At 61.0% G+C, this 22883-nt stretch carries 14 protein-coding genes; 10 read left to right on the top strand and 4 right to left on the bottom strand.

Features of this window, described 5'->3' with window-relative positions; genetic code table 11:
* Positions 1–125: 125 nt before the first annotated feature.
* From ACP7AP_RS19980 to ACP7AP_RS19935, 10 genes are all read left to right on the top strand, one after another.
* Positions 126–1280 (top strand): tyrosine-type recombinase/integrase, encoded by a 1155-nt coding sequence (locus tag ACP7AP_RS19980; protein ID WP_426037013.1) that lies wholly within the window; start codon positions 126–128, stop codon positions 1278–1280.
* Positions 1281–1455: 175 nt separating this feature from the next.
* Positions 1456–2337, top strand: coding sequence for a WYL domain-containing protein (locus ACP7AP_RS19975; RefSeq protein WP_426037011.1), 882 nt, complete (start codon positions 1456–1458; stop codon positions 2335–2337).
* Positions 2338–2345: 8 nt separating this feature from the next.
* On the top strand, positions 2346–7517 hold the full coding sequence (locus tag ACP7AP_RS19970; RefSeq protein ID WP_426037009.1) for a DEAD/DEAH box helicase: 5172 nt from the start codon (positions 2346–2348) through the stop codon (positions 7515–7517).
* A gap of 4 nt (positions 7518–7521) precedes the next feature.
* Entirely contained in the window at positions 7522–10308 is a 2787-nt protein-coding gene (locus tag ACP7AP_RS19965) for a helicase-related protein (protein WP_426037007.1), read from the top strand.
* 2 nt (positions 10309–10310) lie between these two features.
* Positions 10311–13619, top strand: a complete 3309-nt coding sequence (locus tag ACP7AP_RS19960) for an Eco57I restriction-modification methylase domain-containing protein (protein WP_426037005.1) — start codon at positions 10311–10313, stop codon at positions 13617–13619.
* Entirely contained in the window at positions 13620–13946 is a 327-nt protein-coding gene (locus ACP7AP_RS19955; RefSeq protein ID WP_426037003.1) for a hypothetical protein, read from the top strand. It begins immediately after the preceding gene.
* Positions 13947–14002: 56 nt separating this feature from the next.
* Complete coding sequence (locus ACP7AP_RS19950; protein WP_426037001.1) at positions 14003–14332, top strand: hypothetical protein; 330 nt, start codon at positions 14003–14005, stop codon at positions 14330–14332.
* Positions 14333–14334: 2 nt separating this feature from the next.
* Positions 14335–14847: a hypothetical protein gene (locus tag ACP7AP_RS19945; protein ID WP_426036999.1), complete on the top strand. Its 513-nt coding sequence runs from the start codon at positions 14335–14337 to the stop codon at positions 14845–14847.
* The gene (locus tag ACP7AP_RS19940; RefSeq protein WP_426036997.1) at positions 14844–15605 is read left to right on the top strand and encodes an HNH endonuclease; all 762 of its coding nucleotides are present in this window, start codon (positions 14844–14846) and stop codon (positions 15603–15605) included. Before ACP7AP_RS19945 ends, ACP7AP_RS19940 begins: the two co-directional genes overlap by 4 nt.
* Positions 15602–16579 carry a GIY-YIG nuclease family protein gene (locus tag ACP7AP_RS19935; RefSeq protein WP_426036995.1) on the top strand — a complete coding sequence of 326 codons (978 nt, stop codon included), beginning with the start codon at positions 15602–15604 and terminating at the stop codon, positions 16577–16579. The genes ACP7AP_RS19940 and ACP7AP_RS19935 overlap by 4 nt, the downstream gene beginning before the upstream one ends.
* Before the next feature lie 22 nt (positions 16580–16601).
* On the opposite strand, the gene ACP7AP_RS19930 is transcribed toward ACP7AP_RS19935, so the two are convergent.
* From ACP7AP_RS19930 to ACP7AP_RS19915, 4 genes are all read right to left on the bottom strand, one after another.
* Entirely contained in the window at positions 16602–17057 is a 456-nt protein-coding gene (locus ACP7AP_RS19930) for an N-acetylmuramoyl-L-alanine amidase (RefSeq protein WP_426036993.1), read from the bottom strand.
* Positions 17058–17180: 123 nt separating this feature from the next.
* A complete protein-coding gene (locus ACP7AP_RS19925) occupies positions 17181–17522 on the bottom strand; it encodes a hypothetical protein (protein WP_426036991.1) in 342 nt (113 codons plus the stop codon).
* Positions 17523–17570: 48 nt separating this feature from the next.
* Positions 17571–19265: a DUF2793 domain-containing protein gene (locus ACP7AP_RS19920; RefSeq protein ID WP_426036989.1), complete on the bottom strand. Its 1695-nt coding sequence runs from the start codon at positions 19263–19265 to the stop codon at positions 17571–17573.
* Positions 19266–19275: 10 nt separating this feature from the next.
* A partial coding sequence (locus ACP7AP_RS19915; RefSeq protein WP_426036987.1) for a baseplate multidomain protein megatron occupies positions 19276–22883 on the bottom strand: 3608 nt, incomplete at its 5' end.

Raw genomic sequence — 22883 nt, 5'->3', positions numbered from 1 at the left:
CAAGTTCAGCCGCCCCAATGCCTACGCAGATTTTCCTTTTATCACGCAATTTCAATGTGTTCGTTGACTGTGCGCTGATGATCCCCACAGTAGGGATCAACCACGATCATCGCGCAGGATCACCCATGCCCAAACTGACCAAACGCACCATCGACGCTATCGAGCCGCAGGCGACGGAATTCTTCCTCTGGGATGAGGGCATCCCTGGCTTCGGGCTGCGCGTGATGCCCAGCGGGCGCAAAAGCTTCGTGGTGCAGTTTCGCGCCGGGCGGCGTGCGCGGCGGATGAGTCTCGGGCCTAGCACGGTGCTGACCTGCGATCAGGCACGCACCCGGGCGATCACCATCATCGCCGCAGTCAAGAACGGCGAAGACCCCGCAGCTGATCGTGCGGCAAAACGCAACGCTGCCACGGTCAGCGATCTGGCTGACCGCTTCGACAAGGAGCATATCTCCGTGCGTCTGAAGGCGAGCACGGCAAAGGAGTACCGCAGCAACCTCAAGCGCTTCATCCTGCCCGCGTTGGGGCGTCTGGCTGTGCCGGAGATCACCCGCGCCGACGTGGCGAAGTTCCACCATGACCTGCGGCACATTCCCTATCAGGCAAACCGCTGCCTTGAGGTGGTTTCCAAGATGTTCGTACTGGCCGAGATGTGGGGACTGCGCCCGGATGGATCGAACCCGCGCAAGCACATCCGGAAGTATCCAGAAGAAAAGCGCGAGCGGTTCCTGAGTGCCGCCGAGTTGCGCCGGATCGGCGAAGTGCTGCGGGAGATGGAAAGCGAGCGCATAGAACTGTCATCCGCCATTCTGGCGGCGCGGCTGCTGATCCTGACCGGCTGCCGCCTCGGCGAAATCATGACGCTGAAATGGGACTACGTCGATTTCGACGAGCGCGCCCTGCGCCTGCCCGATTCCAAGACCGGCAAGAAAGTCGTGCATGTCGGTGCCCCTGCGGTCGAATACCTGCAAAGTGCCGAGCGCATCGACGGCAATCCTTGGGTCATCACCGGAACCCTGCCCGGCAAGCCGCTCAGCGACCTCCAGCCCTTCTGGCAGCGCGTCCGCGCCCGCGCAGGGGTCAAGGATGTCCGGATCCACGACCTGCGCCACACCTTTGCATCGACTGCCGTCGCATCCGGCCAGGGGCTGCCGATGATCGGCAAGCTGCTCGGCCACACGCAGGTGCAGACCACGGCGCGTTACGCCCACCTCGCGGCAGACCCGGTCAGGAGTGCCGCGAATTCCGTGGCTACATCGCTGCGCGAGGCGCTTGGTTAGGTCTGCCGGATTGTTTGCCTCCGGCACCCAACTCCCTCGCTGGCCTGTTAGAGTGCAAGCGTGACCTCGCGAAAACATTCTAACAAAATGTTCACCCTTTGATCGGGTTTACAGCTGCGATCACAACCGCCAGTATCACTACAGAAACTGTTTGGACCAGAATCTGTAGGGACCAGTGATCGACGGAAAGCTCAGACATGGCGTGGAAGCTCGCTTTGAGTTCATTGAATTCCGTGCCTATTGGCACGGTCGCCTGAACAGGTCTGACCTGATCGCCCAATTCGGCGTTTCACAGACCCAAGCTTCGCAGGATTTCAAAGCCTATCAGGACCTGGCACCGAACAACCTCGTTTATGATAGCGTCGAGAAAACATACCGCCGCGCTGAAGGCTTCAAATCCCGCTTCCTCGATATCTCGGCTGAAAACTATTTGACCCCGCTTCTGTCGATGCGCGCGGGCATTCTTGATCCTGCGGCATCATGGCTGCGGACAATCCCGCCGTTTCATGTCGCGCCGACACCGGCGCGAGGTGTTCGTCCAGAGATCCTCAGGGCGATCATCCACTCTGTCGACCATGCCCAAGCAATCGAGATCCGATACCAGTCAATGAGCACTGCTGTGCCGTCGTGGCGCTGGATTGAGCCACATTCTTACGCCTTCGACGGCTTGCGTTGGCATGTCCGCGCCTTTTGCCGAAAGGATGGGGTTTTCAAGGATTTCCTGCTCTCACGCATCATGGAAACGCGCAAAGATCAGCAACCGGGTCCAGCGAACTCAAGTGGCGAGCAGGACGCCGATTGGCATTCCGAAGTTATTCTGGTGATCGCACCGCATCCAGACCTCTCGGAAGGCCAGAAACAAGCGATCTGCCTAGACTACGGCATGGAAGACGAAGGCCGGACTGAGATCACTGTCCGAAAATCGATGCTCTACTACTCACTGAAGCGGCTTGGGCTCGACACCGATCCAGCAGCGCGACGGGCACAAGACCAACAGATCGTGCTCCTGAACCGAGATGAGTTACTCGGCCGACGGGAACCGGCGGGGGAGCAATAGGATTTTCCATGAAGGCTTTTGAATTCGATCATAACCTTGTCGACTCCTATGCGCGCTTCTCGCGATCGTTCAGCACCATTCGGGCCGGGGACATCAGGACCGAGATCGAACGGCAATATGATGAGGGGCGTTTCTGGCCGGATGCCCTCCTTTCGCTTAACCCAAGATTTCTCTCGGGGCCTACAGTTGACGACCTCGTGGCATCAGGGGATCTCGACGAAGCGACAGGCAAGATTTTCCGGATTGGGGCAACGCCAATCAGGTTTCATCGGCATCAAGCGCAGTCCATCGCCAAAGCGCGCGCCGGTCAGAGCTTTGTTGTGACCACGGGGACCGGCTCGGGCAAGTCGCTGTGTTTCTTCGTTCCCATAGTCGATGCAATTGTGCGGGCCCGAAAGGCTGGGCAACCGCGCAAGACGCGCGCCATTATCGTCTATCCAATGAACGCTCTGGCAAACAGCCAGATCAAGGAAATCGAGAAGTTCATTTCGCAGTCTGGGCTGCCCGCAGAGTTGAAGCCGGTCGTGCGGCGCTACACTGGTCAGGAAAATCAAGAGGAACGTCAGCGGATTGCCGACAACCCGCCGGACGTCCTGCTCACAAACTTCATGATGGCCGAGTTGTTGCTGACGCGTCAGGACAGCCTAGATAACAAAGTCATCGACAATGCCAGCGGGCTCGAGTTCATCGTGCTCGACGAACTGCACACTTATCGCGGCCGTCAGGGCGCAGACGTGGCAATCCTTGTCCGACGCCTCCGGAACCGCTGCGCACCTGCCAAAGCTCCGATCTGCATCGGCACCTCGGCCACCATGGCAAGCGAAGGATCAGAGGCCGGTCGAGCGAAAGCTGTCGCAGACGTGGCATCCCGGTTGTTCGGGGCATCGATCGGTCCGGATGCCGTTATCGACGAGTCACTTCAGCGCGCGACAGATGACCGTCTGAAACTGGAAGACGTGCGACAGAAACTTGCACAGATTCTGGCGAACGACCTTCCCGAAACTCTGACGGACGAGGTGTTGCGGCGACATCCTCTTGCGGTCTGGGCAGAACTTGCGATCGGCCTCGATGATGGCCAAGAGCTTAAGCGCAAAAAGCCCGTCCCTTTCGACACGGCTGCCGAACTGCTTTCGCAAGACAGCGGGGTCGATGCGCAAACCTGCCGAACCGGTTTCGAGCGGTTCTTGACCCGCGTCAGCCTGCCGGAGACGGAGCGTGGCGGTTCTGGCTCAGGCCCGTTTCTTGCGTTCAAGCTTCACCGCTTCATTTCCGGTGCTGGGGAAATTTTCACGACGCTGACCGGCCGCCCAAGGCGGGTCCTGTTTGAGGGCCAGCTTGAAGACCCGGATGCACCCGGCCATCGCCTGTATCCGACCCGGTTTTGCCGGGAATGCGGCCAAGAAGTCCACGTGGTCACCAAGGCCGAGGATGCGGATGGAATCCGCTTCTTGCCACGGAACATTGACGACACGCCAATCGTGGACCCGGATGGCGACGTAGCAGGCTATTTGACGCCCATCGGCGACGGCGACCCGGATTACGCCTTCACGGGCGATGCCGAGACCTATCCGGAAGACTGGCGCGAAGACCGCAATGGGATCGAACGTCTCCGCTCCAATCGAAAGGGCCGACTTCCCCAGCTTGTTACAGTGAGCCCGGATGGATGGTACAGCCCGGCTGGCGGCAGCTTCTGGTTCATCCCCGGCAAGTTCGGTTTCTGTCCGTGCTGCGTTGATCAACCGCACCCCAGCATGCGGGAACGCAGCAAACTCGCAGGCCTTTCAGGCGAGGGCCGAAGCTCAGCAACGACCCATCTGGTTTCCACCGCCCTAGAATGGATGAACGGGGACAGCAGCGGTGTTCCCGCAGAGAAGCGAAAGCTGCTGGGATTCACCGACAACCGCCAGGATGCAGCGCTGCAGGCAGGTCACTTCAACGACTATTTGTTCGTGAGCTTGCTGCGCGGCGCAATTCTGCGGGCCGTTCTCGACGCTGGCGATGACGGCATGACGGAGGATGAGTTCGGTCTGCGCGTGGTGAAAGCTCTCGGCTTTACTGCGTCCAACAAAGCAACGCGGATCCACTGGATGCTGGACCCGGAAGCCGGAGCGGTGGTTCGGGAGGATGCTCAACGCTCCCTCGCCAAAGTCCTCGCCCACCGGGTTTGGACCGACCTGAGGCGGGGATGGCGTTACACCAACCCCAGCCTGTCGGTTCTCAAACTCATCGACGTGGAGTTTGTCGGGCTGGATGAGATCGCGGGTGATACTGAAAGCCTCATGGCAATCCTTCCTGACCTTGGAAGCCTCAATGCCGAAGCCTGCAAGAAATTGCTCACGGAAATTCTTGGGGCGATGCTCGAAGGCTTGGCCGTCAGCACCGAAGCCCTTGATTTAACTGTCCTCGATGCTGTTGGCCAGAAGTCCCGGAATCTGTTGCGAACGCCTTGGCTGATCGACCAGAAAGAAACGCCCAGAAGCCGCACGACCCTTTTCCTGCAGGCGCCTGGCAAGGACAGGGTCGGGCTCCGCGAAGAGCTGACCATTATCCGCGCCGGTCATAACTCTCGCATCGGGCGACGGATCAATCGGAAAAGCGTCATCGGCACAAAGCTCAGCAAGACTGACTATCTCACGGTCATGACCGGCCTGATGGAGCTGATGGCACGCGAAGGGCTGGTATCGCATGTTGAGATCGAGACTGACCTTCAAGGCTGGCGGCTTTCGCCGTCTGCTGTTCGTCTGGTCCCTGGGGAAGCGATCCGCAGCGGGACGGCACAGGGGAACCGCTATTTCCACGATCTCTACAATGCCATTGCTGCAGACCTGAAACGGGGCAAGAGCACATACTGGGGTCTGGAGGGTCGGGAGCATACCGCGCAGGTTTCGCAAAAACAGCGCGAATGGCGGGAATGGCGGTTCCGCTTCGAAGACGATGATCGGGCGAAGCTCAAAGAGAATGTCGCGGAGATCAAAGCATCCGGTGAGTCCGACCAGTTCCTGCCCGCCCTCTTCTGTTCGCCGACGATGGAACTCGGCGTCGACATTTCAGCGCTGAATGCTGTCTATCTGCGGAATGTTCCGCCCACACCGGCGAATTACGCTCAGCGGGCTGGTCGGGCTGGTCGGTCCGGTCAGGCGGCGGTCATAGTCACCTATTGTGCCGCCCAGTCGCCGCACGACCAGTATTTCTTTGAGCGGCGCAATGAAATGGTGGCAGGGGTCGTGAGGCCACCCGCGCTCGACATCACCAATGAGGAATTGGTGCTGTCGCATTTGCATGCTGTCTGGCTGGCCGAGGCCAAGCTGGCGCTGTCTCCGGACATCCCTGAGATTCTCGACCTGAAGCAAGCTAAATACCCGCTAAAGCAGGATATTCTCGACGTCATCACTCGACCGGGTCTCGTGAAAACCGCGCGTGCCCCAATGAAGCGGGTGCTCGATCAGATCCTTTCCTCTATGAACGGCCAGAAACCGGTCTGGATGGGTGAACCGGATGATTTCATCCTGGAGGTCGCGATGCGCGCGCCGCAGGAGTTTGATCGCGCCTTTGATCGCTGGCGGGAACTGTACAATTCGGCTCGGACCCAGCTGATGGAGGCCAACAGCCGTTCGGAGATTACTGGCCTATCAGGCGCCGACCGGCGCAAGATCAAAGCAGCTCAGATGCAGGCGAGCGACCAGATCGCCATCCTTGAGCAAGGCAAGGCCACGAACGGATCGGATTTCTATTCCTATCGCTACCTCGCGACCGAGGGATTTCTGCCGGGGTATAACTTCCCGCGGCTTCCGCTCTATGCCTTCGTCCCCGGAGAGGGAAAGGCCGGTTCATTCCTGCAACGAGCCCGGTTCCTGGCAATCTCGGAATTCGGGCCGCGCAGCCTGATTTATCACGAAGGCCGGGCCTACAGGGTGGTGAAGGCCAAGTTGCCGCCCGAAGTCCGCACCGGGGACGGATCAGAACTTGCCACCAAGGACATCTTCATCTGTTCCAACTGCGGTGCCTGTCATGAAGGCGAAGTCGAACGCTGTCATGCGTGCAACTCCCCGATGGCGGGCGAAGTCCCGGTGCAGAGAACACTTCGGATCGACAATGTCGAAGCAGCAGCAGCCGACAGGATCACCGCGAACGACGAAGAGCGCGTTCGCTTGGGCTTCGACATCCAGACAGTTTTCTCCTGGCCGAAGCGGGATGGGCGGCTTCAGGTCACCGAGGCTGATTTCCGCTGCGGCGAAACATCAATCCTCGCCCTGCAATATGCCAATAGCGCCGAGATCAGCCGGATCAACAAGGGGCTGAAGCGGCGCAAAAACCAGACCGTCTTCGGCTTCAACATCGACCCGCGCAGTGGCTACTGGGCAAAGTCAGAAGACGAGGATCCCGAGGTCGATGTAGCGCCGGATGTCGTTAAACCGGTCCGCATCGTGCCAATCGTGCGAGACCGCAAGAACGCGCTCCTTCTGCGTTTCCGCGAACCAGAAGCCTACGCCCCCGAGACGATCGCGACCGTCCAGCATGCGCTCTTGCGGGGAATTGCGGTTACCTTCCAGCTGGAAGAAGGCGAAATCCTTGGGGAGCCGTTGCCCGCCCGCGACAACCGCCGCTCGATCCTCGCGTATGAGGCTACCGAGGGCGGGGCCGGTGTCCTGAACCGCTTGGTAGAGGACCCTCATGCGCTTGGCAAGGTTGCGAGGGAAGCTCTGTCCCTCATGCATTTTGACAAAGTCGACGAAGCCATCGCGTCGGGAGATGCCAAGCTCCTGGTGGGTCGCGATGGCGAGGCCTGTGTCCGGGGCTGTTATCGCTGTCTGCTCTCCTACTTCAACCAGCCGGACCACGAGCTGATCGACCGCGCCAGTGATGAAGCCAAGCAAATGCTGATAGACTTGGCCCGGGGTGAGGCGGTGCTTGCTGCTGCACCGTCGCGCTTAGTGAGCGCCACAGGATGGGAACCTGCGTTCAAAGATGCGGGTGTCCCAGCCCCGGATAGCACATCCGTCAGCTTTTCCGATCAGGAAATGGGCTTTACATGGCGCAACCACTTTGTTGCGGCTTGCGCCGGAGCCCTGTCCGATGCAGCGCGCGAGATCGCTGATGCCAAAGGTTGGACTTTGTTCGAGTTGCCCGAAACTTGCGCGGCTGGCGTGCCCGACGCGCTGATTTCGATGTTCAAGGATTGATCTGATGACCGTGAATTTTGCCCCCGGAGATCTAGTGCGCGCCCGCGGACGCGAGTGGGTCGCCCTGCCTTCACCCCGCGAGGGCATACTGGCGCTCCGCCCCCTCTCGGGGAGCGAAAACGATACGGTTATTCTTGACCCGGCACTCGAAATTCTGCCCGTGTCGACAGCCCGCTTCGATCTGCCGGCCGATGCCGCGCCAACCGTCCAGTCAAAGGCCGCGCTCCTGGCAGATGCAATGCGCCTGACACTTCGACGCGGAGCAGGTCCTTTCCGATCGGCCGCACAGCTGGCCTTTGAACCCAGAACCTATCAGCTCGTTCCACTGCTGATGGCGCTTCGCCTGCAGGTGCCGCGCCTTCTGATCGCTGATGATGTCGGCATCGGGAAAACGATCGAAGCTGGCCTCATCCTGCGTGAACTCATGGATAGGGGCGAGGTTGATGCCTTTTCGGTCCTTTGCCCTCCGCATCTCGTCGAACAATGGGTCGGGGAACTTAATTTACGCTTTGGAATTGAGGCCGTGGCCGTCACTTCCGGCAGTGCAGCCCGACTTGAACGCGGTCTGCCTTTGGCGCAGACTCTTTTCGATGCCTACCCCTACACGGTGGTCAGCCTCGACTACATCAAGGCCGAGAAACGCCGTGAAGGCTTCGCCCGGGCGTGCCCCGACTTCGTGATCGTTGACGAGGCCCATGCGTGCGTGGGCACTCACAAGGGCAAGCAGCAACGTTTCGAGTTGCTCGCCGGGCTGGCCCGCGATCCGGAGCGGCGAATGATCCTTCTCACCGCTACGCCGCATTCAGGAGACGAGGATGCATTCGGCCGCCTTCTTTCGCTGATCGAGCCGTCCTTCGGCGCGATGAATTTTGATGACGCCCGTTACCGTGAACGCCTTGCCCGGCATTTCGTGCAACGCCAGAGAATTGACCTTGTCTCGGGCGAATGGGACGAAGATCGCGCCTTCCCGAGACACGAAGCTTATGAGCACCGCAAAGGCGAATTAGGTTATCCCTATCGTCTTTCACAACTTCATCTAGATTTTCAAGAAGCTGTCCTGGATTACTGTTTCGGCGTCGTTGCCCGCATTGGGACCGGAAATCGGGAGCAGCGTCTTGCCTTCTGGGGCACTCTGGCCTTGATGCGCTGTGTCGGCTCGTCTCCGGCGGCTGCTCTGAGCGCCTTGCGGAACCGCATGTCCAATGAGAGCGACAGACTTGAACCCCAGATCTACGACGAGGATTCAGATGACGAAGACGCCGTGGATATGGAACCGAGCACCGGTTTTGCAACTGATCCGGCGCTTCTCGCTCTGTTAAGGCAAGCAGAAGAACTCGTCCAAAAAACCGACCCGAAGCTAACGGCGTTGATCGATGCCTTGATTCCACTGGTCAAGAAGGGCGCAAATCCGGTCGTCTTCTGCCGCTATCTGGCCACGGCCGAACATGTTCGCAATGGCCTGCGCAAGGCATTTCCCAAGCTGGTCATTGAAGCCGTAACCGGCGTTCTGACACCCGACGAGCGCCGTGATCGCGTGGCAGATATGGCTTCGTCCGACGATCAAAAGGAAAACCAGCGCATCTTGGTTGCCACCGATTGCTTGTCGGAAGGGATTAACCTCCAGCAGCTTTTCGACGCAGTCATTCACTACGACCTGTCTTGGAACCCTACCCGGCATCAGCAGCGCGAGGGGCGGGTCGATCGCTTCGGGCAGCCGGCCGAGCTCGTCCGCTCGATCATGATGTTCTCGCCGGACAGCGCCATCGACGGTGCCGTCTTGGAAGTGATACTCCGGAAGGCGGAAGAAATCCGCAAGGCAACTGGCGTGACGGTGCCTCTACCTGACAATCGGGGGCCGGTGACTGATGCGCTGATGGCTTCGATGATGTTGCGTCGGGGCGGAACCCGCCAACTGGCCCTCGACCTTCGCCTTGATGATGGCACCAAGGCCATGGAAGCGCGCTGGCGTGACGCCTCAGAAAGCGAGAAGAAATCCCGTGCGCGCTTTGCCCAGAATGCGATGAAGCCGCAAGAAGTGGCCCCGGAATGGGAGAAAGTCCGGACCCTTCTCGGATCGCCCGAAGATGCGAAGGTCTTCATTGAAAGGGCGATGTCACGCTTCGGGGTGCCACTTGAACCTCGGAAAACCCTCCTGATTGCCCATGTCCATGCACTAGAGGCAGGCCTGAAAGCACGCTTGGCCCAACGGAACCTGACCGGCTCTGTTCGCCTTGCGATGATCGAACCGGCACCGTCAGGGACGGCGCTGCTGACTAGGACTCATCCACTGACGGCGACCCTTGCAGAGGCGCTGGTAGAGGCCTCGCTTGATCCAGAGGCGCTCTCCGGTCTTGGGATTGGCCGGGTTGGTGCTTGGCCGACGACAGCCGTCCAGCAGATGACCCGTATCGCGCTACTTCGGATCCGGTTCAAGCTGACGGTCCATGCAAAAAAGGAACGCCTGCTTCTCGCCGAAGAAGCCGCCCTTGTCGCAATGCAAGGCGGCAGAATCGTCGCGAGCGGCGAGGCAGCCCGTGCGCTCTTGAACTCCCCCGCAGCCGCTGACCTTGCGTCATCGGCCCGAGACCGGTTCGTCGTTAAAGCCAAGGAGGATCTGCCTGGCTTGCTCGACGGTCCATTGGCCGAGTTCGTCAGAACCCGTGCCGAAGGGCTCATGCAAGATCATGCCCGATTGCGCGCTGCTGCTGGATCGGCCTCACGCGTCACTGTCGAGGCAGTCCTGCCGCCCGACGTGATCGGCCTCTTCGTCTTGATGCCGAGCGAGGCCTGATCATGGCTCGCAAACCCGTCACCGACATGTCGGCCTGGCCATCTCTCAGCCTCGAAGGCAATCTGATCGCTCCCGCCATGGTGGCGCAGGTGGCAGCACCCAAAGACGATTTGGACAATCAGCAGAGTTACCGCATCCGCAAGGGCCTGACGATCCGTGAGGAAATCTCGACCGCCTTTCGCGTCGGCCAGTCCCATTTCGACACCTTCGCCAAGATCGCAAACCCCTCGGCCGATGCGACCCGCAGGTTCATCAAGGCATTTCTACAAGAAACCTTCAGCTTCGATGACCTCGTCTCGGCGGATGGCGCTCTGGCCTTCATCGCGGGCGGACGGGTGCCGATCGTGGTCGTGCCCCCATCGGACGAAAAGCTCGATCGGCGCAGCGCAACCCTCTCGACCGACCGCACACGCTCGCCCGCCTTCGCGCTTCAGGACCACCTGAATGAGCATGACGAGACGCTCTGGGGCCTTGTCACCAACGGCACCCTGATCCGCCTGATGCGCGATAACGCATCGCTGACCCGCCCGGCGTATATCGAGGCCGACCTCTCCCAGATCTTCACCAACGAGGACGCCGCGTCGTTTGCTGTCCTCTGGCTCCTGATCCACCGCACCCGCTTTGGCGTCACTGGCGCCCCGGCCACCGATTGCGCGCTGGAACGCTGGCGCGATGCTGGATCCAAAGAAGGAGAAGTCGCCCGTGACCGCTTGGCCGTCCAGGTCCAACTCGCGCTCAAGGTTCTCGGCTCCGGCTTTCTCGAGGCCAACCCCGACCTGCGCGACAAGCTGAAATCGGGCGAGATCAACCTGACAGAATGGTTTAACGAACTCCTGCGCCTCGTCTACCGCCTGATCTTCCTGATGGTCGCCGAGGATCGCAACCTCCTGCACCCCGACAAGGCCAAGCACGACGCCCGCAAGCTTTATGCCGAAGGCTACAGCCTCGCCGCCCTTCGCGCCCAATGCTACCGCGCCGCCTCGTGGGACAAGCACCATGACCGCTACGAAGGCATCAAGATCGTCTTCCACGCGCTGGCCAACGGCCAAGACGCGCTCGCTCTCCCCGCCCTCGGCGGCCTTTTCTCCGACGACAAGCTGCCCCACCTGGAAACCGCCCGCCTGCGCAACCGCGCCTTCATGGAGGCGCTCTACCGCCTCTCTTGGCTCGACCAGAAAACCGGCATGGTCCCCGTCAACTGGCGCGCGATGGAGACAGAGGAATTGGGGTCCGTCTACGAATCCCTCCTCGAACTGCAGCCGCAGCTGGGCGATGACGGCAAGACCCTGCTCTTCGCGTCCGAGGCGGCGGAGCAGAAGGGCAACCAGCGCAAGACCACCGGCTCCTACTACACGCCTGACAGCCTCGTTCAGGCACTGCTCGACACAGCACTCGACCCGGTGCTCGACAAGACCGAGGCCGAGGCGGACGATCCCGCCAAGGCGCTGCTGAAACTTTCGATCATCGACCCCGCCTGCGGCTCGGGCCACTTTCTGCTGGCCGCCGCCCGCCGCATCGCCACGCGGCTGGCCCGCATCCGCGCCGATGGCACGCCCGCGCTGGCCGATTTCCGCCATGCCCTGCGCGATGTCGCGCGGTCCTGCCTGCACGGGGTGGACCGTAACCCGATGGCGGTGGAACTGACCAAGGTCGCGCTGTGGATCGAGACGGTGGACCCCGGCCTTCCCCTTGGCTTCTTCGACGCGCAGATCCGCTGCGGCGATGCGCTGCTGGGGGTGTTCGACCTGAAGGTGCTGCAGGGCGGCATTCCGGATGCCGCCTACAAGCCGCTGACGAGCGACGACAAGGATACGGCGCGCTACTACCTGCAGGCCAACCGCGCCGCGACCTCGGGTCAGGCTGGGTTCGATTTCGGCACCGGGCAAGTGGCCATGCCCGAGATGAAACCGCTGGCGCTGGATTTCTCGGGCTTCCGCGATCTGCCCGAGGATACGGTGGAACAGATCGGGGCCAAGGCCGCGCGATTCAAGGAACTGCGCAAGGGGCAGGCTTTTGTGCGGGCGACGGCGGCGGCGAACCTTTATGTCGCGGCCTTCCTGCTGCCCAAGGTGGGCGGCGCTCCGGCGGGGGCCTCGGCCCGCACCGTGCCGACGACCGAGGAGCTGTGGATGGCCCTCAATCAGGGCAAAATCCGGAATGCGATGATGGACGCGCCCAAGGCTGCGCGCCGCGCCCGCGCCTTTCACTGGCCGCTGGAGTTCCCCGATGTGCTTCAGCGTGGCGGGTTTGATGTGGTGCTGGGCAACCCGCCATACGGTGCAGAAGTTGAAGCTCGCGCTAAAGAGTGCATCAAATGCACTCACCCTCAAACCGCAGGCGCGTCCAACACTTGCGCCGACTTTATTAGCCTTGCCGTCGGAATGATGTCCGAAAAGGGAATGTTCGGCCTCGTGGTCCCCAAGTCGGTGACTTATTCCAATGCTTGGCGGGGAGTGAGAGCAATCGCCCTTCCACGCTTGGTTTCGACGGTGGATATCGGGCAGGCATGGGCAAATGTTGCACTAGAAATGGTTCTACTGTTTTGCTCAAAGGGGCGACAGGACGCAATCGAACTTCACCTTTTTCGAAGCCTTGGCTCGCCCGTGATGGCTGTGCCGCGCGCTCTGGCAGATGGCCTAGGCATCATTCCCACTGGGTTAAGTGACCAAGATCAAGAAGCGCTTGCTAAGATTCGGATGTTTCTCAAGCCGAACCGGATTTCCGAGTTTTCGACGTCTCGCGGAAAAGGCCTTCAGAAACTTGCGCGTGAGGAAGGCGATGTCGAGCTGTTGGCAGGACGAAACATTGCCCCGATGCAGCTTAGAGACCCTTGGCGCTATATCAATTCAGGGCAGATCGAAGGGAGTTTCCTTCTTCCTGAGGGAGCCGTCGTTTTCCAAAATATCGTCGCTCACCTCCTTAATCCAACGGACCATATCCGTTTGATTGGGGCAGTAACCGACCGACCGACAGTGCCGCTGGATACCGTCAACATAATTCATCATCCCCAAGCTTACAGCAATCGATCTGTTGCAGCTTACCTGATGTCAGATTTCATTTGCTGGTTTGTCTATGTTGGCGGGTTCAACCGAGCAGTCAGAACCATGCACTTTGATAACTACATCTTAGAGAAACTTCCATCAGTTCCCCACGAGCTTTTCAAGCAACTAGATGACGTTGTCCCAGAGCATCTGGGCGAGCTCACCGCGAAGGAATGGAGAAGCATTAACGATATAGTGAACAGATCCTACGGGTTGGATGGCGAGATTTCATCCTACCTAAACCAAATGCACAGCCAGAAGGGCAGTTAAATGGATGAACTAATCGACGGAATGCAGAACTTGATGATCGAGTGCGAGATGCCGGATAACAAAAGGCCGAGGTTTCGTACACGCTACCATGATGCGGCTGGGCACGCGCCTAACGAAGCATTCATGCAAACCCAGAACAATAAGTGGGGCGTAGAGTATCGTATGTACTTTGACGCGCCAGCTGCTGTTGTTGATGGGCTTCGGGATGCTGGCCTAAACGTCGAGGCAAGAACGACCGGCTACGGTGCAGAGCGTGCCTACAGGATCAATAATGAGGAGCTGTTCTGGGAATTGATCGCGCGTGGTTGGCATCTTGGTCTAAACTGACCCAAGCTCTTTTTTAGACAAGGGGTGGGCGGAATGGGGTTAATAGGTGGCGGAAAATGACGAATGTACTTACGCATCAGCATTTTTGTGAGCGCCACTTATTCAACCATAAAGGCCCGCCCTTCGCTTGGGACGAGGACCGCAGCGCCCATCTGCGCGCCGATCTCGACGCCTTCTACGACCGCGCCTACGGCCTGACCCGCGACGAGCTGCGCTACATCCTCGACCCCGCCGACGTGAAAGGCCCCGACTACCCCTCGGAAACCTTCCGCGTCCTGAAGGAAAAGGAAATCCGTCACCACGGCGAATACCGCACCCGCCGCCTCGTCATCGCCGCCTGGGACCGGATGGAAGCGGCTGGGGAGTTTACAGAGATGGGGATGTAGCAATGGGTCGATACTACGACGGAGACAAAATCCTCGACGACGTGACGCTTGCGCTGGAAGAGGCGCTCGGCAAACACGGGGTTCAAATCTTCAGCCTGCTCGGCGTCACCACGGTGATGGAAGCTATGTCTTCGCCGCTGAAGCTGCAAAATCTGCAAGGTATCGCTGGACATGAAATGGGTCGGCTTGGACATGAAGCCTACTATGCTTCCACTATCGCCCGTCGAGTCGCCCTGCTGCAACGCCCTCACAGCAAGACTGTCAGCCCATTGATGGAAAGTATCGTCGTCGCACTTCAGCTCGCGAAGGCGCCACTGGACGACGACGGCCTTCGTCGGGCAGCATTCAGCGTCTTCCTGTCGAACCTGCAAGCCACATACAAATCCACCGAAATTGATAACACCTCCCTCGGTCTCGCCTTCGCCACCGCCCGCGATTGCCTGGTCGAGGGCCATGTCATCAGCCAAACTGAGCTGGACCTTTGGCGGCTTAACGATCTTTGGGAGATGGCATGATCCAGTCGCCCCAGAGCTTCGTCGTCAGCCAGGAATGCCAGAAGGTCGCCTGGCAGAACGGGTATCGTCGTGCGTTGGGCGAAGCGGACGGCTGGGTGCGCTATGGTTCGACAACCGCAAAAGGCACGGTCTGGTTTGCGGCCGGGGGGCATGACGGGCCGTGGTTTCTGGCCCTTGATCACCTTGGCATCGTCGAGGATCTGAACCTGCCCAAGGCCGACAACCTTGGCCCGGGCCTGGTGCGCTACGCCTACCCGAGCCTGACCGCGCTTTATGCCGTAATGCCACGGGTCTACCAATTGGGCGTGACGCTGCCCGATGGCCCGCTCGAAGAGTATAAGGCAGCCATCGCTGGTCTGCCCAAGAGCACCGAGGCCGAGCGGCTGATCATCCAGCGTGTTGGCCAGGACATCTTCCGCGACCGACTGATGACCTATTGGCAAGGCCGCTGCCCCCTGACCGGGATCACAGATCCGGCCCTGCTGCGCGCCAGCCACATCATTGCCTGGAAGGATTGCGCCAGCGACGCCGAGCGACTGAACGTACACAACGGCCTGCTGCTTTCGGCATTATGGGATGCGGCCTTCGACCGGGGTCTTGTGACCTTCGATGATGATGGACTTCCGCAGTTCTCGCCAAAGCTGAGTGAGACGGCGCGCGCAGAGTTGCGTTGGCACGCGCCGATCCCACTCACAGACAAACACCGCGCCCGCCTTGTCTGGCATCGGACTGAGGCCTTTGAGGTGATCGCGCCATGAAACCACGGTCGATCAACATCTTCCTCCTCGACGGCGATCCGAACGGCATCAGGGTTGCTCAGATCATGATGTCGACGATCCAAGCCATTGCATTCCGCCGCAACAAGTTGGGGGAGGTGCGCAAGACATTCCCCGAAATCGAGCGGCCCGGGGTATACATCCTGATCGGCGAAGATGAATCCGAACAGGATCGTCAGCTTGCTTACATAGGTGAATCCGAGGGTGTCGGTGCCCGGCTGTCGTATCACAACTCGAATGAGCTAGGGCGGGACGCCAAGGGCTTCTGGGTCGACACCGTCGTTCTCATTAGCAAAGATGAAAACCTCACCAAGAGCCACGCGCGCTATGTGGAAGCGTGCCTGATCCGTGGTATCGGAAGCAACCCTCGCTGGTCCCTTCCAAATGCCAAACGGCCGTCAGAAGATGCTGGCAAGCTGCCGCTGCCTGACCGCGCGGCAATGGAAGAGTTCGTGGACCAGACAAAAACCCTCGTCGGTGCCCTTGGCTGGGATCTTTTTCGCGAGATGCGAGGGAGAGCGACAGAAGCGGCGCAGGCAGTTCGAGATTTTCCGGTGGCTCCTTCTGTCGACAGCCCGCGCTTCCAATTTCGCGGCGAGGGGTTTGCCGCCGAAATGGAACTCGGGCCGTCCGGCGAGTTCATGGTCAAGTCTGGATCCAAAGCACGTCTGAGGACAACGACGACGATCCCAAGAGGCACGACCATTTTGCGCAACACGCTGATCGACAAGGGGGTGCTGCGTCAGGATGGCAACTTCTTGTTATTTGCCAGCGACTACAGCTTCTCCTCCGCCTCGGCCGCAGCGGCGACGGTAATCGGGGCGAGCGCAAACGGCCGTATTCTTTGGAAAATGCCTGACGGTCGGACCTACGGAGATTGGGAGGCGGGCCAAGGCGACGTTGCGAACCTTCCGTCAGCTTATGGCTACGTTGACGGAGAACCGACACCTTCTTGAACCGGATTTAGACAGTGGCGTATCAGCTCCCTAGTCCCGATCGTCTCAGTCTGAACCCCGGGCACGCCTTTTTGGCATAATCGTTATGCCCAGAAACTTTCCGGATCATTGTCCTCCCTTTGATCTCAGCTATCAGCCGATTGACGGTCGTGGCCTGAGCCTGCGTGAAGTTCTTCTCGAACAGATCGTCGGCCGACGCCCCAAAGCCACCAAGCAGGCAAATCCCGAGAGTGCCGCGATTATGGTTCTCAACGTGAGCCCCAATTTCGGTCTCGCGGCGTCCAGGGGCGACAGTCCCATCCCGATCGATGACCCAGTGATAGCCGATGTCGCGCCAACCTCGCTGCTGTACATGCCAGCGGCGGATTTCGGCGATCTTCTCGACGAGGGAGTGCCCGACCATCCAGCCCGGACGAGTGTCAGCGCAGTGGAGAATGATCTCGGTGACCGGATACCGGGCGGTGCCTTGGTAGATCATGGAATGTCCTTTCGGGTGAGAGATTGGTGTCAGCGGCCCGGTCAGAGCCAAGGGAAGACCAGGACACCGACGAAGATCGCGACGGCCCAGAACAGGGCCTCGCGGCGAAGGTAACGGAAGCGATCAACCTTGCGCATCGCCGTCCCCTTTCGCCTTGGTGGTCCGGGTGCGGATCAGGTCGATCAGGAGCCCGGCGATAGAAATGCCGCCGAGGCCGACAATGAAGGAGGCAAAGCCGTTGCTGTCGCCGTTCGGAGCGAGATCGCCGATCAGCGGGCTGATCAGCGGATTGACGAACGGCCCGACATAGAGGGCGCAGATCGAGCCCACGAGGAGGGAAGCAACGCCGTCCTGCCAGCGCTCGCGCAGGGTGACCCAGCGCACAATGCCGCCTGCGGCTCCGGCAAGGGCGGTTTTCGCCTGATCGGTCATGATCCATGACCAGAAGTCGTTCTGGATTGCCACGAAGGGCTCCTTTCGGTTCGGAAGTTTGGGATGCGGATTTGTACTGGTTCAGGACCAGCTGCCACCCAGCGCTGCGGCCGGGCCAAGGTAGATGCATTCGAAATAGCTGCCCGCGTTAAGGACGGCGGCGGCTGCGACATCGAGGGCGATGGAGGGAATGATCGTTCCGGCTGTGGTGATCTCGAAGGTGCCGTGGATCGAGGCGCGCAGAGCCGCCGAGGTTGCGACTGATGCCAGGGCGCCACCACTGGTTGGGACGTCGGAGGCTGTGCCCGAGGTGGCGGTGGTGCCGCCAACGGCGACGGTGCCGCGCGAGCCGAAATCCTGCATCGACATCTTGCCAAACAGGGCCGTGCCTGCACCCTTCAGATCAAATTTTGCTGAACCGCTTGTGGACGACAATGAGGTGAGCAACAGCGAACAGGAAAACCGGTAGGTCCCGGCCGCCAGGGACAGCGCGCCGTTCGTCGACCAGTTGAACAGCTTCTGCGCTGCAGTGGCGCTGGTCAGTGTGTAGTTCGCCTGCAAGACACCATAGGCAGACGTGGCCCCCGAACCACCGCCCCCGATCAGATCGGTCGATGCTCCGGCCTGCCGTCCCCGGAATTTGCCTGTGCTGGAGTTGTACCAAAGGTCGCCGTCCGCTACGGTTCCGGGGTCGCCAGCATTCGGGTTCAGTTGCAGCGTCGTCATGGCGCGGACCCGGCCGGAGGTCCGTTCCAGCTGCAGCGCGTTGAACCAGGTGGCACCGTCGCCAGAGACCTTGATCTGGAAATCATCCGATCCAGTCAGCCCAAACTCAGCCCGGCCGGAAAATCCGGTCTGAAAGAGAAATGAGCCGGTGTCCGTTGCTGCCGCCTTGTTGACCTTGACCTGATGCCCGGCGCCTGCGTGGTTGAAAAGGCTCGCCGGGGCGTTGATCGAAAGCCGGTTTGTTGCGTCTGCCGCGGAGCCGCCAAGACCGAGGTAGAGGGCAGAGACGTTGGCCGCCGCCATCGCGATGGCAGACACAGTCGAACCGAAGGTGACCGTCGGACTGTTGATCGTAAGCGTGCCTAGCGCACCTGCGACGGCAGAGCCGATGGTCACGTTGGTCGTCGAGCCAGAAACCCCGGCACTGCCGATATTCACGGTCTTGGTGCTACCGTTCAGCGTCGCGCCGGTGGCAAGGTTGGTCGTGCCGGTCCCGGTCGAGGTGCCGAGATCATTGTTGGCGTTCGACAGCGTCTGCTTCGCGGAGAAGGTCTGGGCGACGGCCAGCCCGGCCAAAGATGTGGTTGCATCTGGCAGGGAGAACACCCTCGTCGCCCCGGCTGTGAAGCCAGCAATCTGGAACCGCGCTTGCTTGGTTGGGTCGAGATCGTCCTGCAGCGTGAAGGCCGCGTCAGAAAAGACACCGGTGATCAGCCCGGTCCAGATGCCAGTTCCCGCATTGTAGAGAAGCAGCGTGTCGGTGCTGACGTCGACGGCGGTCCAGCCATCGAGGGGCGCAAAGAAGGCCCAAGCCCCGTCCTGCCAGGCCGCAATCTGCCCCACATGTCCCGCCCAAGCACCCGTGGGCGAGGCCGGGATGATCCAGCGCTGCCCTTCGGTCGGGCTGGGTGGCGGCGTTGCCAGTGCCGCATTCTGGACGGTGACCTGCACCAGCGCGTCGAGGCGACGCAGCGCCTCGTTGACGGTGACATGTTTTTGCGACTGGTTCGCCGCGAGATAGGGCAGAACCAGGTTGGGCGTATCCGCCATGGGAATTCTCCTAGGGGGTTAGGATGGCCTCGGACGGCGCGCCCCGGCCAAGTTGACCGTTCTGGAAGATGCGAAGGCGCAGGCTGGTGACGAGCGCGCCATAATCAGCGGTCTGCATCGCGGCGGTATACGTCCATGCGGCAAGACCAAGTCCGGAAACGGTTCGGATCACCGATCCGCCGCCATTCAGGATCTCGACGTCATAGGATTCGCTAGCTTCGCCCAACGGCACTTCCGGCGCGTTCCAGCTGTCGCCTGCCAGCGCCCGGGTCCGGCGCAGCCAGGACAGATTGATATCACCCGACCCCTGCCATGCGCTCTTGATCCGCACTGGGCTCCACGGGCGCAGCCCCCGGCCTTGCGGCGTGAAGGAGAGAGCGAGGTTGATGGCATCACCCGCTGCTCGGTCCACCGGACCTATCCGCCAGTTCCACGGCATGCCAAGCTCTGCTTCCGAAACCGGCAACGGCACAAGCGCTGCTCCCAGAAACACAATCCGACTGCCGATCGAAGCCGAGGGCACGATGGCGTCTTCGGTGCCCGACTGGCCGCGCAACAGGCGGGTGAGTTTCCAGCGGCCGGTCGTGACGATGGTGGCGAGGCCGAACTGCAGCACCTCCCAGGTGCTGGGGGCGGTTTCCAAGGCCAGCGCATTGGCGCCCGCGAACAACTGCTCGTCGGTCACACTTTGCAGCGATCCGGACGAGATATCGACCAGCAGCGCATTCGCCAGATCGAAGCGCCAGGACGGCCCAGACGCCAGCGCCGCCGCAAGGATGCCAAATTGAGCAGGGATAGAAGCCGTGGAGAAGAACGAGAACCCGTCCAGCGAGGCACTGCGCCAGATTGCTGCCTGGCCGTACCACGGTGAGGCCGCAACAGCGGCCAGTGGACGGTAGGCAGCAACGTCCTCGCTCAGCTGCGGCAAGTCGAGGATTTCCGCATCGGGTGGGCCGTAAACCACCGGTACGGCGGTTGAGACTCCGCGGGACGGGCCTTCTGGTAGCCCATAGACCGTCCGGTCCCGTCGCGATGCCTCCACCCGCCGCGCTTCGCCATCGGCAATTTGGGTCAGCGCAAAATCGAGGCTGCGGCCATCATTTTCGATGGAGACGACATCGGTCGGGTCAAGCGCCAGACGCGAGGGCGGCAGGGCGAAGGTCGCAGTTTCGCGGCCGATCCAAGCCTCAAAAAGCGCGCGGCGGGCGTTGCGATCCGCGGTCGCGGGTGGATGCGCGATGGCGAATTGTTCGGCCTGGACCCGAACGGAATCCACGGTGACGCGGCGGGCTTCGACGGTGACGACCTCATAATCCTCGTCGGCAGACAGCATCCGCCATTTCAACACGCGCGGAAGTTCGGTCTCCTGGCCCCGGGTGAACTCGATGTCCTCACCCTCGGGCCGGTCTGCCGCCACCAGATCGATGGCGGCAATTGTGGTCACCGATGTGCCGCCCCGTGGCACGAAGCGCAGGATGCCTTGGCTTTCCACGGCATCGAAGCTGAAATACCGCGCCAGCGGTGCGATAGAGGCGCGCGGGCTTTCGAGAGCGGCGATTACAAATCCCGGCACGGCATCGGCGAGCCGCGAGACATCGAGCGCGTTCGGGTCAATCCCCGACCGTGCGCAGATCGACCGCACCAGATCCCCGAGGCTGGCATTGCCAAGGCGGCCGTTCAGCCAGTGCCCGACTTCCCAATTTGCGGTATCGCCCCAGACATCGCTTCGGCCGGGCCAGGCGGGATAGGGCCGCCCATCCCAGCACCAGACCGCGCATTCGCCCATGTCCATCATCGGCGCGGAATATACGGTCGAGATCGGGTTGTTGCCGACGTCGGACCAGTAGCCGATCAGGGCTTCCAGATAGCGCCGCTGGATCGCATCGTCTCGCGCCCCGGTGGAAAAATGCGGCAACTCGCTCTCGGAACTCTTTGGGTCGAAGAAAACGTTTGGCTGGTTGGTGCCCTTGTCGACGGCAGGACAACCGATCTCGGTGAAGCGGAACGGCCTCATTTGCGGCACCCATGCTGTGGCGCTGGCGCTCTCGACCCCGCCCGGGCGGTTCTTGTGGGCGTTGGACCACCAGCCGTGGAAATCCTTTGGCCGGAAGACCCACGGCTTGCCATAGGCGCCGTCGGCGATCGGGGTGCGGGTTTGGGTGTTGCGCGCGGCGTCCGAGGCATAGAACCAGTCGAAATACTCGCCGCCCTCGATGTTTGACTGCAAATAGGTCGGGTCATGGATGCCCGACCAACCGCCCGAGGCGTCAAGGTGCCCAGTGCCATCGCGCCAGTCGGACAAGGGCAGGTAATTGTCGACCCCGATGAAGTTGATGTTGCCGTCGGCCCAGAGCGGATCGAGGTGGAAATAGATGTCGCCGGTGCCGTCACTTGGGCAGTGGCCGAAATATTCCGACCAGTCGGCCGCATAGCCGATCTTCGTGCCAGACCCGAGGATTGCCCGGCAATCGGCAGCGAGGGTCTGCAGGGCCGCCACCGCCGTATAGACGCTCGCCGATGAACGGGCCGTGGTCAGGCCGCGCAGTTCGGAGCCGATCAGGAAGCTGTCGACGCCGCCTGCGGCAATACAGAGCTTGGCATAATGCAGCACCATCCGGCGGTAGCCCCATTCCGAGGGCGATCCGGTCCAGCTCACCGTCGTGCCGCTGGTCGAGAAGTTTGCGGCCGCTGCCGACCCGAAGAGGGCCGAAACTTGGGTGGCCGCCGCCCCGGTCTTGTCCACGGTTCCTATCTGCCCGGCTGCGGGCGAGACGGTGATCCTGCCCCGCCAAGGATAGACGGGTTGGCCGAGGGTGGCGGCATTGGCGCTGTAGGGGTTCGGAAGCGTGTTGCCTGCGGGCACATCCATCATCACGAAAGGATAAAAGGTGATCCGTTTGCCCCGCGCGCGGAGATCCTGAATGGCCTGCACCACCGCGAAATCGGCTGGCGTGCCGCCAAAGGCCGCAGCACCGCTGACCTGGCTGATCAGATGCGCGCCGGTCCGTGTCACGCCATTCACCGCCCATGACTTCGGCGAGGTCGACTTGGTCGTGGTCTCCACACCGGGCTGGATCAGGCAGTACCCGGCGCGCAGATCCGTGCCGAACCAGCTCACCACCAGCGACACGCTTTCCAGATTGGGCGCCACCTGTTCCAAGTTGTCGAGTGACGCAGGCAGGTCCGCCTTACTGAGCGTGCTGTTCTGGTTCTCGGGCACCGTCGTGCCGCCGGAAGAGCGGGTGATGGTCTCGGTCGCATAGACGAATTCGCCAGCGCCGGGGATCAGGTTCACGGCGCGGATCCGGCTTTCGGCGGACCCATCGGCAATTGTCGGGCGGATGACCTCGAAAGACAGCTGCGGGATGCGATTGCCGAATTTCTCAAGGGGCAATTCCTCGAAGACGATGTAGGCCATGCCGCGATAGGCGGGTGCGTTGCCCGCGCCCATCTTGGCGGTGATGAACGGGTCAGGCAGTTGCGTCTCTGTGCCGGTGTAGACCCGCCAGACCGCTCCCGGCAGATCGAAAGGTTTGCCATCGGCCCAGATGCGCCCGATGCCGGAAATTGGTCCTTCGCAGAGCCCGACAGCAAAGGAGCAGGAATAGGAGTAGGTCG

The sequence above is a fragment of the Cypionkella sp. TWP1-2-1b2 genome (genome assembly GCF_049896245.1).
GTDB lineage: Bacteria > Pseudomonadota > Alphaproteobacteria > Rhodobacterales > Rhodobacteraceae > Cypionkella.
This window is presented reverse-complemented; position numbering and strand designations above follow the sequence as displayed.

Coding starts and splice junctions, on each gene's coding strand:
- ACP7AP_RS19980 (WP_426037013.1), top strand. CDS start 126: ATGCCCAAACTGACCAAACGCACCATCGACGCTATCGAGCCGCAGGCG.
- ACP7AP_RS19970 (WP_426037009.1), top strand. CDS start 2,346: ATGAAGGCTTTTGAATTCGATCATAACCTTGTCGACTCCTATGCGCGC.
- ACP7AP_RS19965 (WP_426037007.1), top strand. CDS start 7,522: ATGACCGTGAATTTTGCCCCCGGAGATCTAGTGCGCGCCCGCGGACGC.
- ACP7AP_RS19960 (WP_426037005.1), top strand. CDS start 10,311: ATGGCTCGCAAACCCGTCACCGACATGTCGGCCTGGCCATCTCTCAGC.
- ACP7AP_RS19955 (WP_426037003.1), top strand. CDS start 13,620: ATGGATGAACTAATCGACGGAATGCAGAACTTGATGATCGAGTGCGAG.
- ACP7AP_RS19950 (WP_426037001.1), top strand. CDS start 14,003: ATGACGAATGTACTTACGCATCAGCATTTTTGTGAGCGCCACTTATTC.
- ACP7AP_RS19945 (WP_426036999.1), top strand. CDS start 14,335: ATGGGTCGATACTACGACGGAGACAAAATCCTCGACGACGTGACGCTT.
- ACP7AP_RS19940 (WP_426036997.1), top strand. CDS start 14,844: ATGATCCAGTCGCCCCAGAGCTTCGTCGTCAGCCAGGAATGCCAGAAG.
- ACP7AP_RS19935 (WP_426036995.1), top strand. CDS start 15,602: ATGAAACCACGGTCGATCAACATCTTCCTCCTCGACGGCGATCCGAAC.
- ACP7AP_RS19930 (WP_426036993.1), bottom strand. CDS start 17,057: ATGATCTACCAAGGCACCGCCCGGTATCCGGTCACCGAGATCATTCTC.
- ACP7AP_RS19920 (WP_426036989.1), bottom strand. CDS start 19,265: ATGGCGGATACGCCCAACCTGGTTCTGCCCTATCTCGCGGCGAACCAG.